The following is a 12587-nucleotide window of genomic DNA, read 5'->3' as shown; positions in this document are numbered from 1 at the left end:
CCCTTATTCAAGACTCTGGGGGTAGACATACGCCTGTTCCGCCCAGGCCGCAATAGCCATTGGGGTTCTTCGCCAGGTATTGCTGGTGATAGGTCTCGGCATAGTAAAAGGTCGGCGCCTCGAGAATTTCGGTGGTGATGCTGCCCAGGCCGGCCTTGTCCAGCTCGGCCTGGAAGCGTGCCTGACTGGCTTTGGCTGCGCTCAGTTGAGCCTCGTCCTGGCAGTAGATCGCCGAGCGGTACTGGGTGCCCTGGTCATTGCCCTGACGCATGCCCTGAGTCGGGTTGTGTGCCTCCCAGAATACCTTGAGCAACGCCTCGAAGCTGGTCTGCTTGGGATCGAACAGCACCAGCACCACCTCGGTATGCCCGGTCAGGCCGGAGCAGACCTCCTCGTAGGTGGGGTTGGGGGTAAAGCCGCCGGCGTAGCCGACCGCCGTGCTGAACACGCCCGGCTGCTGCCAGAAGCGCCGCTCGGCACCCCAGAAGCAGCCCAGGCCGAACACCGCCTGCTGCAGGCCGGCGGGGAAGGGCGGTTTGATCGGGTTACCGTTGACATAGTGGGTGTCAGCCACCGGCAGCGGCTCGGCACGCCCGGGCAGAGCCTGCTCGGCAGTCGGAAGGGCGTTTTTGTTGACGAGAATCTGGGAGCGCAGAACCATGGCGGTCTCCTGAAAAGTCATTGGGGTTTGGACTACGCGCGGTGCCGCGTATTACGTCCGCTGGTCGGCCTGGGGCCTGCAGGGATAGCGGCGCAGGCTGTCGATCAGCTCGCGGCCGGAAATCGGTTTGTCGAACAGGTAGCCCTGGCCGACGTCGCAGCGCTGGCGACGCAGGAAGGCGAGTTGTGCGCCGGTTTCGATGCCTTCGGCGACCACCTTGAGCTTGAGGTTGTGCGCCATGGCAATCACCGCTGAGGTGATCTCCATATCGTCCTGATTGTCAGGGATGTCCTTGATGAAGCTGCGATCGATCTTGATCACGTCGATGGGGAATTTCTTCAGATAGCTGAGCGAGGAATAACCGGTGCCGAAGTCGTCCATGGCCAGGGTCAGGCCCAGGCTCTTGAGGCGACCAAGCTGGTGGCGGGTGTCATCGGTGGCCTCCAGCAGCAGGCTCTCGGTCAGCTCCAGCTCCAGCAGGCGCGGGTCGAGCTGCTCTTCGTGCAGGATGGCGGCGATGGAGCCGACCAGGTCCGGGTCGGAGAACTGCTTGGGCGACAGGTTGATCGCCACCTGCAGCTCACCCAGGCCGATGGCGGCGATCTGCTTGATCATGCGGCAGGCCTGGCGAACCACCCACTTGCCAATGGGGATGATCAGGCCGGTTTCCTCGGCCACGCCGATGAACTGGTCAGGGCGGATCATGCCCTTCTCCGGATGCTGCCAGCGCAGCAGGGCTTCCATGCCCAGCAGTTGACCGCTCTTGAGGCACAGCTTGGGCTGATAGAAGACTTCCAGCTCGTTCTGGGTCAGGGCGCGGCGCAGGTTGTTCTCGACGAACAGCTTGTAGTTGGCTTCGGCGTTGAGCGCTTCGGTGAACAGTTGCACCTGATGCTTGCCGTTGGCCTTGGCCTTGTGCAGGGCGAGGCCGGCGTGCTTCATCAGGGTCTGCGGGTCGTCGCCGTGTTCCGGGGCGACGGCCAGGCCCACCGAGCCAGTGATGCTGATCAGCTGGTTGTCGACGAACAGCGGTTTGTCCAGGGTCTGCAGCACCTGATGGGCGACGCGCAGGCCGCTGTCCTGATCGCAGCCATCGAGCAGGATGGCGAATTCGTTACTGGCGAAGCGCGCCAGTGTGCCCTTGGCGCCGAGGCTGTTGCGCAAGCGCCGGGCCAGCGCCGAGAGCAGCTTGTCACCGGTCTGGTGGCCAAGACTGTCGTTGATGCGTTTGAAGTTGTCGATGTCCACCAGCAGCAGCCCCAGCGATTTCTGGGTATTGCGCGCAAAACGCTCTTCCAGGCTGCGGATGAAGGAAGGGCGGTTACCCAGGTTGGTCAGATTGTCGGTATAGGCCAGGCGCTCGATGCGTTGCTGCGCCAGCTTGGCCTCGGTGATGTCTTCGTAGATGCCGATGTAGTGAGTCAGCTCACCATCGTCGCCGTACACCTTGGAGATTGACAGGTGGCCCCAGTAGGGCTCCTGATTCTTGCGGCGGCTGCGAAACTCGCCCTGCCAGCTGCTGTGCTCGGCCAGGCTCGAGTCGGTATCGAACAGCAGATCGCTGAGGTTGGCCAGGGCCGGCAGTTCCGACAGGCGGTGGCCGCAGACCTCGTCGCTGCTGTACAGGGTGATGGCGGTGAAGCTGGGGTTGACGTACTCCACCCGGCCGTCGCGGTCGACCAGCAGGAAGGCGCTGGCGCTCTGCTCGACGGCGCGCTGGAACAGGTACAGCGCATGGGTAACCGAGCGCTTCTCCTGATTGATCAGCACCTGAGCGAACTGATCGGCCAGCTCACCGGCGAAGGCGATCTCGTCGGCCTGCCAGATACGCTTGGGGCCGATGTGTTCAAGGCAGAGAATGCCCACCACTTCGCCTTCGATACGAATGCTGGCGTCGAGCATCGAGGTGATGCCCAGCGGCTCCAGGTAGCCGGGAGCCAGCTCGCGGGTGCGCAGATCGTGTTGCGCGTCGTGAGCGTCAATCGCACGGCCGCTGTGCAGGGCTTCGAGGTAGTGCGGAAAGTTGAGCGCATCGATCGAGGGTAACTGCTCGTGGCGGTCCAGATCGCGGCGGTACAGCGACACGGAGTCGAGGCTCTGGTTGCCCAGGCGCCAGATTCCTGCACGGGCTACACCATACACCTCGCAGGCCGCCTGCGTGATGAGTTCGGCCGCCTCCTGCTGCGGATCGCTGGAGCCATAGCGTTGGCGCGCCAGGCGCACGATCAACTGCTGTTGGGTATGCGAGCGGGCCAGGTGTTGCAGGTGATTGTCCTGGGTGCGCTGGTACTGTTGCAGCGAGTTACGCAGGTGCTGATTCTGCGTGTGCAGTTCCAGCTCGCCAGGGGGAAAGGCATCGAGGCTGTCATTGGCGATCAGCAGATAGCCACGTAACAGCTGGCGATTGCGCTGTTTGAAGGGTTCGCCGATCTCCAGCAGGTTCAGCGCCCCTTGTGGCGTATGCAGGGTATAGCGCACCAGATAATGCGCGCCCTGGACCAGCTGCTGCTGAATGGCGTCGTGCAGCCGATAGCGCGCTTCCGGCTCCATCAGGCTGGCGTAGGGCGCATCCACCAGTGCGCAAAGATCGGCGGCACTGATGCCGAGTTTGCGCTCACAGGCCGGATCGAGAAATAGCAGCGCCCAGCTTGGCTCGTTCAAGCGCTCGAAACGCAACATGCCGAGCCGCGAGGGCACTGGCAACTGCGTCACAACCTCGGCTGCCGGACGGGTGCCGGCATCGGGATGGCTTTTCATTGGGCGTTGGGCTTCCAGTATGCTGACCAGGCGAGGCTTCCGTTCTCTGCACAGAGCCGCTGCTGCCAAGGCACAGCGGCGCGGACGGAGGCTAGGGCTCAGGCCTACTTCACTATAGCGTTCGGCAAGGGTGCATCATGCAAGCAAGACTGACAAGGAAACTGATGGCCATGCTGTTGGCAACAGCGCTTTCCGCTGGTGTGCCCATGCTGGCCGGGGCCGATGACGAGGGCGCACTGCAGGGCGCTGAACAGGCAGCTTTTCTGAACCAACTCAAACGCCTCTATCTGACGGACAACGAACGCCAGGCGCTGCTGACACACAACAACGCCCTGCTCGAAACCTACGCCCTGCGGGCCGCCTACCAGGTTGGCCAGGCGCAGCGGCAGGACCTGCTGTACCGCTTCGCTGTCAACGACGCCGGCGAACTGATCCTGCGTGAGGAGAGTCGCGGCACGCAGGGCATCGCCATCTCCGTGCGCAATCAGCGTGTTCCGGTGTTCGGCATCGATCCGTTCATCCGCTACGAATGTCCGACCGGCGGTATCCGCTGCGTGCTACTCAATCCGGTCGATGGCAGCGAATTGCTGAGTATCGTGCGTGACCACCAGGGCGCGGCTGAACTGGCCAGGGCGTTGAGCTTTCTGATTCGCAACGTGCAAAAGGGCTGACCTTGCCTGCCGTCATCACAGCGGCAGCAGGAACATGGCCTTGGCCAGGAACAGGATCGTCAGCATCTGCAGCAATACGCTCAGGTGAATGCGTCGCGAGTATGTTGGTGTCATACGGCCGCTGCGCATCAGAAAAACCACCAGCAAAAAATGCCCGAGGATGCTCAAGGCCAGGGTTATCTTCAGGCTGAGCAGGATGCCGAAGCTGCTGGCCAAGGGTGCATGCAGCGCCGCTCGGTAGTGCCAGGCCAGGCCCAGGCCGGCACCGTAGAGCACCAGTACCACCCAATGCATGACCTGCCGCGCCCGCTGTCCAAGTGCGCGCGAGAAGCCCGCCTTGGCCTCGTTCGGAAGCGCCCGTGTGGCGCGGCTGAGGATCATCACTTCGAAGAATACGCTGCCGATGAAGAAGGTGGCGGCAGCCAGGTGGGCGAACTTCAGAAACAGATAGAGCATGGGGAATGCGCCGGATCGATATCGATGGCTCGATCATGGCGGCTGCAGCGGTAAATGCCATGACCGGGATCAAGTCAGCCGTGGCTTGGTCGGGGCGAAAAAAAACCCCACCCAGATTGGGCGGGGTTGAGGATGCGAGCGTGGCGTGCTCGAAAGGATTTACAGCAGGATGGTGCGAATGTCCGCCAACAGCTGCGACAGGCGCTGAGTGAAGCGGGCAGCGGCTGCGCCATTGATCACGCGGTGATCGTAGGATAGCGACAGCGGCAGCATCAGCTTGGGCTGGAAGGCCTTGCCGTCCCACACCGGCTGCATGGTGGCCTTGCTCACACCGAGGATCGCCACTTCCGGCGCGTTGACGATCGGCGTGAAGCCGGTACCGCCAATGTGGCCGAGGCTGGAGATGGTGAAGCAGGCGCCCTGCATGTCATCAGCCGAGAGCTTCTTCTTGCGCGCCTTGTCGGCCAGCTCGGCCGCTTCGCCCGCCAGTTGCAGCAGGCTCTTCTGATCGACGTTCTTGATCACCGGCACCAGCAGGCCGTCCGGCGTATCGACGGCGAAGCCGATGTGCACGTACTTCTTGCGGATGATCGCCTTGCCGCTCGGGGCCAGCGAACTGTTGAAGTCCGGCAGCTCCTTGAGCAGGTGGGCACAGGCCTTGAGCAGCAGCGGCAGCACGGTCAGCTTGACGCCGGCCTTTTCCGCCACGGCCTTCTGCGCGACGCGGAAGGCTTCCAGGTCGGTGATGTCGGCCGAGTCGAACTGGGTCACGTGCGGTACGTTGAGCCAGCTGCGGTGCAGGTTGGCGGCGCCGACCTGCATCAGGCGGGTCATCGCCACTTCTTCGATTTCACCGAACTTGCTGAAGTCCACGGCCGGGATCGGCGGAATGCCGGCGCCGCCGGTAGCGGCTGCAGCAGTCGCCTGCGGTGCGGCCTTGGCCTTTTGCATCATCGCCTTGACGTAAGCCTGCACGTCTTCCTTGAGGATGCGGCCTTTCGGGCCGGTGCCGGCGATATCCGCCAGCTCCACGCCGAAGTCGCGGGCCAGCTGGCGCACGGCCGGGCCGGCATGCACCTTGGCGCCATCGCGCTTGGGCGCGTTGGCCACTTCGGCGGCGGCAGCCGACAGCGAGGCGATGGCGCGCACTTCGGCGGCCACTTCCGGCGCTGCACCTTCCGGTACGCGGTGCACTTCCTGGCTGGCCGCTGCCGGAGCGGCAGCAGGCGCTGCGCCGGCTACCTTGAGCTTGAGGATCAGGTCGCCGGTGCCGATTTCGTCATCCAGTTTGACCAGCACTTCTTCCACCACGCCGGCAGCCGGCGAGGGGATCTCCATGGAGGCCTTGTCGGATTCCAGGGTCAGCAGGCTCTGGTCGGCTTCGATGCTGTCGCCGGCCTTGACCATGATCTCGATGACCTTGCCCTTGGCACTGGAGCCGATGTCCGGCACGTGCACGTCCTGCACGCTGCTGCCGCTCGCTGCGGCGGCCGGTGCAAGGGCTGCGGCGGGTGCGGCAGCTTGTGCAGGTGCGGCAGCCGGAGCCTGCGCAGGGGCTGCCGGCGCGGCACCTTCGACTTTCAGCTTGAGGATCAGGTCGCCGGTGCCGATTTCGTCATCCAGCTTGACCAGCACTTCTTCCACCACGCCGGCAGCCGGCGCGGGGATTTCCATGGAGGCCTTGTCGGATTCCAGGGTCAGCAGGCTCTGGTCGGCTTCGATGCGGTCGCCGACCTTGACCATGATCTCGATGACCTTGCCCTTGGCGCTGGAGCCGATGTCCGGCACGTGCACGTCCTGCACGCTGCTGCCGCTCGCTGCGGCGGCGGGCGCGGCTGCCGGAGCGGCCGCTTTAGGGGCTTCGGCAGGCGCAGCCTCGGCTTTTGGTGCGGGCGCCGCTTCAGCGGCACCTTCGACTTCCAGCACCAGCAGCTCGTCGCCTTCCTTAAGGCGGTCGCCGATCTTGACCTTCAGTTCCTTGACCACGCCGGCCTTGGGCGAGGGTACTTCCATGGAGGCCTTGTCGGACTCCAGAGTCAGTACGCTCTGGTCGGCCTCGATGCGGTCGCCGACCTTGACCAGCAGTTCAATGACCTCGCCTTCACCGCCGAGGTCGGGTACGCGAATCAACTCACTCATCGCTACGCTCCTTAGCAGTCCAGGGGGTTGGCTTTGTCGGCGTCGATGCCGAACTTGGTGATGGCATCAGCCAGCACCTTGGCTTCGATCTCGCCACGGTCTACCAGGGCTTCCAGCGCGGCCAGCACGACCCAGTTGCGATCCACTTCGAAGAAGTGACGCAGCTGCTTGCGGCTGTCGCTGCGGCCGAAGCCGTCGGTGCCCAGCACCTTGTATTCCTTGCTCGGTACCCACTGACGAACCTGTTCGGCGAACAGCTTCATGTAGTCGGTGGAAGCGATGACCGGGCCCTTGCGACCGCCCAGGCACTGCTCGATGTAGGTCTGCTGCGGCTTCTGGCCCGGGTGCAGGCGGTTGCGGCGCTCCACGGCCAGGCCGTCGCGACGCAATTCGTTGAAGCTGGTGACGCTCCAGACATCGGCAGCGATGTTGTAGTCGTCGCGCAGGATCTTCGCCGCTTCACGAACTTCGCGCAGGATGGTGCCGGAACCCAGCAGCTGCACGTGGTGCGCGGCTTCCTTCTTGTCTTCCTCGAGCAGGTACATGCCCTTGATGATGCCGTCTTCCACGCCTTCCGGCATGGCCGGCTGCTGGTACGACTCGTTCATCACGGTGATGTAGTAGAAGATGTCCTGCTGCTCTTCGGCCATCTGGCGAATGCCTTCGCGGATGATCACGGCGAGCTCGTAGCCATAGGTCGGGTCGTAGGTGCGGCAGTTGGGGATGGTCGCTGCCAGCATGTGGCTGTGGCCGTCTTCGTGCTGCAGGCCTTCACCGTTGAGGGTGGTACGGCCGGCGGTACCGCCTACCAGGAAGCCACGGGTGCGGCTGTCGCCAGCGGCCCAGGCCAGGTCGCCGATGCGCTGGAAGCCGAACATCGAGTAGAAGATGTAGAACGGCAGCATCGGCTGGTTGTGGCAGGAGTACGAAGTACCCGCGGCGATGAAGGAGCTCATGGCGCCGGCTTCGTTGATGCCTTCCTCGAGGATCTGACCTTTCTTGTCCTCTTTGTAGAACATCACCTGGTCTTTATCGACCGGCTCGTACAGCTGGCCGACCGAGGAGTAGATGCCGAGCTGACGGAACATGCCTTCCATACCGAAGGTACGGGCTTCGTCCGGGATGATCGGGACGATACGCTGGCCGAGTTCCTTGTCCTTGACCAGCTGCGCGAGGATACGCACGAAGGCCATGGTGGTGGAGATTTCGCGGTCGCCCGAGCCGTCGAGGATGGCCTTGAGGGTATCCAGCGGCGGGGTGGGGATGCTGAAGCTCTTCTGCCGACGCTGCGGGACGAAGCCGCCCAGCGCGTTGCGGCGCTCGTGCAGGTACTTGTACTCGGGGCTGCCCGGCTCCGGGCGCACGAACGGCAGGTTTTCCAGGTCCTCGTCCTTGACCGGAATGTCGAAGCGGTCGCGGAACTGACGCAGGCTGTCGACATCGACCTTCTTGGTGTTGTGCGCGGTGTTCTTCGCTTCACCGGCGCCGGTACCGTAGCCCTTGATGGTCTTGGCCAGGATCACGGTCGGCTGGCCGCTGTGGTTCACGGCCTGGTGGTAGGCCGCGTAGACTTTGTACGGGTCGTGGCCGCCACGGTTGAGCTTCCAGATCTCGTCGTCGGAGAGGTCCTTGACCATCTCCTTGAGTTCCGGGCTGTTGAAGAAGTTTTCGCGAACGTAGGCGCCGTCTTTGGCCTTGTAGTTCTGGTATTCACCGTCGACCACTTCGTCCATGCGGCGCTGCAGGGCGCCGTCCTTGTCCTTGGCGAACAGCGGGTCCCAGAAGCGACCCCAGACCACCTTGTTGACGTTCCACTGGGCACCGCGGAACACGCCTTCGAGTTCCTGGATGATCTTGCCGTTGCCGCGTACCGGGCCGTCGAGGCGCTGCAGGTTGCAGTTGATGACGAAGATCAGGTTGTCCAGCTTCTCGCGGCCGGCCAGGGAGATGGCGCCGAGGGATTCCGGCTCGTCGCACTCGCCGTCGCCCATGAAGCACCAGACCTTCTGCTTGCCGGCCGGGATGAAGCCGCGCGCTTCCAGGTACTTCATGAAGCGGGCCTGGTAGATGGCCTGGATCGGGCCGAGACCCATGGATACGGTGGGGAACTGCCAGAAGTCCGGCATCAGCCAGGGGTGCGGGTAGGACGACAGACCCTTGCCGTCGACTTCGCGGCGGAAGTTCTTCATCTGGTCTTCGCTGATGCGGCCTTCCATGAAGGCGCGGGCGTAGACGCCAGGGCTCGCATGGCCCTGATAGAACACCAGGTCGCCGCCGTGTTCTTCGGTCGGGGCCTGGAAGAAGTAGTTGAAGCCGATGTCATACAGCGTCGCGGAGGAAGCGAAGCTGGAGATGTGGCCGCCCAGATCCGGGTCGTCCAGGTTGGTGCGCATCACCATGGCCAGCGCGTTCCAGCGCACCAGCGAGCGGATGCGGCGTTCCATGAACAGGTCGCCGGGCATGCGCGCTTCGTGGGTAACCGGGATGGTGTTGCGGTACGGCGTGGTGATGGCGTAGGGCAGTTGCGCACCGCTACGGGTGGCCAGCTCGCCCAGACGGGTCATCAGGTAATGGGCTCGGTCTTCACCCTCACGGTCGAGGACGGATTCAAGGGCGTCCAGCCATTCCTGGGTTTCGATCGGATCGAGGTCTTGCATGGCTTGCTCCAGGGCGGAAAGGCTTCCAGAATCGGAGGCCAGTTGGGTCTCGCCGGCTTTTTGAGCGGGCGAGTTGAAATTCTTGGATTTACCGGGGGTAGGGCCGGCTGCATGTAGTTTTACTACATTTCGACGCCGGATTCAGCCCTCTGGATACAATTCTTTCGTAGTAAAACTACAATCCGCGGCGCCGCCGGCCGCGTGTGCCTTGAGCCAGCGGGGTTCCGGGTGCCTGCACGGTGCGTCCGGCAGTCCGCGAAAAGGATAGACCATGAGCCTGCCGTTGCTGGTCGATTTGCCACCCTCCCTGATCTCACTCGCCGAGCGAGCCGAACAATCACTACAAGCAGCGCTGGTCGAGCATGAAGGCCTGGCCGAAAGCGTTGCCGTCTGGCCGCAGGCGCGGCTCACGACCTGGCGACAGGTGTCGGCGCTGAGCGACTTCGTAGCCGAGCAGGCTCGGCGTGATCCGCAGATGTTCGTCGCGCTGGCCGAATCAGGTGAGCTGGAGCGCAGCCTGGCGCCAGGTGAACTGCGTCAGCAGTTGGAGGCGCAGTTGGCCGAGTGTGCCGACGAAGAGGCGCTGGGTCGTTGTCTGCGGCGTTTCCGCAACCGGCAGCAGTTGCGCATCATCTGGCGCGACTTCAGCCGCCAGGCGGCGCTGGCCGAGACCTGCCGCGATCTTTCCGATCTGGCTGACGCCTGCATCGATCTGGCCTATCACTGGTTGTACCCGCGCCACTGTATGCAGTTCGGTACGCCGATCGGGCGCCGCACTGGCCAGCCGCAGCATATGGTCATTCTCGGCATGGGCAAGCTCGGCGCGCATGAGCTCAATCTGTCTTCGGATATCGACCTGATCTTCGGCTATCCCGAGGGTGGCGAGACCGAGGGCGTCAAGCGCCCGCTGGACAATCAAGAGTTCTTCATTCGTCTGGGGCAGAAGCTGATCAAGGCGCTGGATGCGATCACCGTCGACGGGTTCGTGTTCCGCACCGACATGCGTCTGCGCCCCTATGGTTCCAGCGGTGCGCTGGTGTTCAGCTTCAATGCGCTGGAGCAGTACTACCAGGACCAGGGGCGCGACTGGGAGCGCTACGCGATGATCAAGGCGCGCGTGGTCGGTGGCGACCAGAGGGCGGGCGCCGAGCTGCTGGAGATGCTGCGGCCCTTCGTCTATCGCCGGTATCTGGACTTCTCGGCCATCGAGGCGCTGCGCGCGATGAAGCTGCTGATCCAGCAGGAAGTGCGGCGCAAGGGTATGAGCGAGAACATCAAGCTTGGCGCGGGTGGTATCCGCGAGATCGAGTTCATCGCCCAGGCGTTCCAGCTGATTCACGGTGGGCGCGACCTCAGTCTGCAGCAGCGGCCGCTGCTCAAGGTGTTGGCGACTCTGGAGGGGCAGGACTATCTGCCGCCGGCGGTGGTTGCGGAGATGAGGGAAGGTTACGAGTTTCTGCGTTATGCCGAGCATGCCCTGCAGGGCATCGGTGACCGGCAGACGCAAATGCTGCCGGCCGATCCACAGGATCAGGCGCGCGTGGCAGCGATCATGGGCTTTGCCGACTGGGCGAGCTTTCACGAGCGCCTGATGCATTGGCGTGGCCGCATCGAATGGCATTTTCAGCAGGTAATCGCCGACCCCGACGAGGATGAGTCGCAGGCCGGCGAGGCGATAGTCGGCGCCGAATGGCTGGCGTTATGGCAGGGCGCGCTGGATGACGAGGCGGCCCAGCAGCAGCTGCAGGAGGCCGGTTTTGCCGAGGCCGTCACGGCCAGTCGGCGTCTCGCCGACCTGCGCAATGGGCCGCAGGTGCGCGCCATGCAGCGCCTGGGGCGCGAGCGACTGGACGCCTTCATTCCGCGTCTGCTGGCGCAGACGGTAGAGCACGCGGCGCCGGACCTGGTGCTCGAGCGGGTGCTGCCGCTGGTGGAAAAGGTCGCGCGACGTTCGGCCTATCTGGTGCTTTTGAGCGAAAACCCGGGGGCGCTGGAGCGACTGATCACGCTCTGCGCCGCCAGCCCCTGGATCGCCGAGCAGATCGCCCGCTACCCGCTGTTGCTCGATGAGCTGCTCAACGAGGGGCGCCTCTATTCGCCGCCACTGGCGCCGGAATTGGCAGCCGAGCTGCGCGAACGGCTGATCCGTATTCCCGAAGAGGACCTGGAGCAGCAGATGGAGGCGCTGCGTCATTTCAAGCTGGCCCACAGTCTGCGCGTGGCCGCCTCGGAGATCGCCGGCACGCTGCCCTTGATGAAAGTCTCGGACTACCTGACCTGGCTGGCCGAGGCGATACTCGATCAGGTCCTGGCGCTGGCCTGGCAGCACACGGTGCAGCGCCATGGTCGGCCGCTGCGTGCCGATGGCACGCCGTGCGACCCGGATTTCATCATCGTCGGTTACGGCAAGGTCGGCGGCCTGGAGTTCGGTCATGGCTCCGATCTCGATCTGGTGTTCATCCATGGCGGCGACCCGCAGGCCGAGACCGATGGCGCCAAGCCCATCGACGGCGCGCAGTTCTTCACCCGCCTGGGGCAGCGCATCATCCATTTGCTGACCACTCAGACTACTTCCGGCGCGCTGTACGAGGTGGATATGCGTCTGCGCCCATCGGGCGCTGCCGGGCTCCTGGTCAGTTCGCTCGGCGCCTTCCAGCGCTATCAGGAAAACGAGGCCTGGACCTGGGAGCATCAGGCGCTGGTGCGCGCGCGGGTGCTGGTGGGCTGTTCACGGCTGGCCGGCGACTTCGCCCGCGTGCGCGCCGAGGTGCTGGGGCGCCAGCGCGATATCGAGGCGCTGCGCGTCGAGGTCAGCGAGATGCGGGCGAAGATGCGCGACAACCTGGGCAACAAAAACACCGCGGCCGGAACGGCGCCGAACGCCTTCGAGGCCACGTCCTCCTTCGATCTGAAGCAGGACGCCGGTGGTATCGTCGATATCGAATTTATGGTGCAATACGCGGCTCTGGCCTGGTCGTGGCAGCACCCGCAGCTACTCGAGTTCACCGATAACATCCGCATTCTGGAAGGTCTGGAGCGGGTCGGTCTGATGGGCGCCGAGGATGCCGCTTTGCTGCGTGAGGTCTACAAGAATTACCGCTCGGCCGCCCATCGCCAGGCGCTGCAGAAGCAGCCCGGGGTGGTGCCGGGGGATCAGTTCCAGGATGAGCGACGCGCTGTGATGCGCCTGTGGCGCGAACTGGGGCTGAGTTGAATGACGGGGCTGCGGCCCCATCTTATTGTTCG

Annotated in this window: 7 protein-coding genes; 2 read left to right on the top strand and 5 right to left on the bottom strand. The window is 63.9% G+C overall.

The features are described from left to right. Nucleotides 1-7 precede the first annotated feature (7 nt). Nucleotides 8-661 (bottom strand): peptide-methionine (S)-S-oxide reductase MsrA, encoded by a 654-nt coding sequence (gene msrA, locus DXK50_RS01155; RefSeq protein ID WP_161864647.1) that lies wholly within the window; start codon nucleotides 659-661, stop codon nucleotides 8-10. A 51-nt stretch (nucleotides 662-712) separates the two neighbouring features. Then, complete coding sequence (locus DXK50_RS01150) at nucleotides 713-3418, bottom strand: putative bifunctional diguanylate cyclase/phosphodiesterase (protein WP_212629083.1); 2706 nt, start codon at nucleotides 3416-3418, stop codon at nucleotides 713-715. A gap of 164 nt (nucleotides 3419-3582) precedes the next feature. Between DXK50_RS01150 and DXK50_RS01145 the strand changes: the two genes are divergently transcribed. Then, nucleotides 3583-4089 (top strand): hypothetical protein, encoded by a 507-nt coding sequence (locus DXK50_RS01145; protein WP_212629082.1) that lies wholly within the window; start codon nucleotides 3583-3585, stop codon nucleotides 4087-4089. 15 nt (nucleotides 4090-4104) lie between these two features. Here DXK50_RS01145 and DXK50_RS01140 read toward each other — a convergent pair whose 3' ends face one another. The 3 genes from DXK50_RS01140 to aceE form a co-directional block, all read right to left on the bottom strand. Continuing rightward, on the bottom strand, nucleotides 4105-4545 hold the full coding sequence (locus tag DXK50_RS01140; protein ID WP_212629081.1) for a CopD family copper resistance protein: 441 nt from the start codon (nucleotides 4543-4545) through the stop codon (nucleotides 4105-4107). Nucleotides 4546-4704: 159 nt separating this feature from the next. Continuing rightward, complete coding sequence (gene aceF, locus DXK50_RS01135) at nucleotides 4705-6684, bottom strand: dihydrolipoyllysine-residue acetyltransferase (protein ID WP_212629080.1); 1980 nt, start codon at nucleotides 6682-6684, stop codon at nucleotides 4705-4707. A gap of 11 nt (nucleotides 6685-6695) precedes the next feature. Continuing rightward, nucleotides 6696-9341, bottom strand: coding sequence for a pyruvate dehydrogenase (acetyl-transferring), homodimeric type (gene aceE, locus DXK50_RS01130; protein WP_212629079.1), 2646 nt, complete (start codon nucleotides 9339-9341; stop codon nucleotides 6696-6698). A 271-nt stretch (nucleotides 9342-9612) separates the two neighbouring features. Here aceE and glnE point away from each other — a divergent pair, with 271 nt between their 5' ends. Further along, the gene (gene glnE, locus DXK50_RS01125) at nucleotides 9613-12555 is read left to right on the top strand and encodes a bifunctional [glutamate--ammonia ligase]-adenylyl-L-tyrosine phosphorylase/[glutamate--ammonia-ligase] adenylyltransferase (RefSeq protein WP_212629078.1); all 2943 of its coding nucleotides are present in this window, start codon (nucleotides 9613-9615) and stop codon (nucleotides 12553-12555) included. The last annotated feature ends 32 nt before the right edge of the window (nucleotides 12556-12587 follow it).

The organism is Pseudomonas sp. KB-10 (genome assembly GCF_018221585.1).
GTDB lineage: Bacteria > Pseudomonadota > Gammaproteobacteria > Pseudomonadales > Pseudomonadaceae > Aquipseudomonas > Aquipseudomonas yangonensis.
This window is presented reverse-complemented; position numbering and strand designations above follow the sequence as displayed.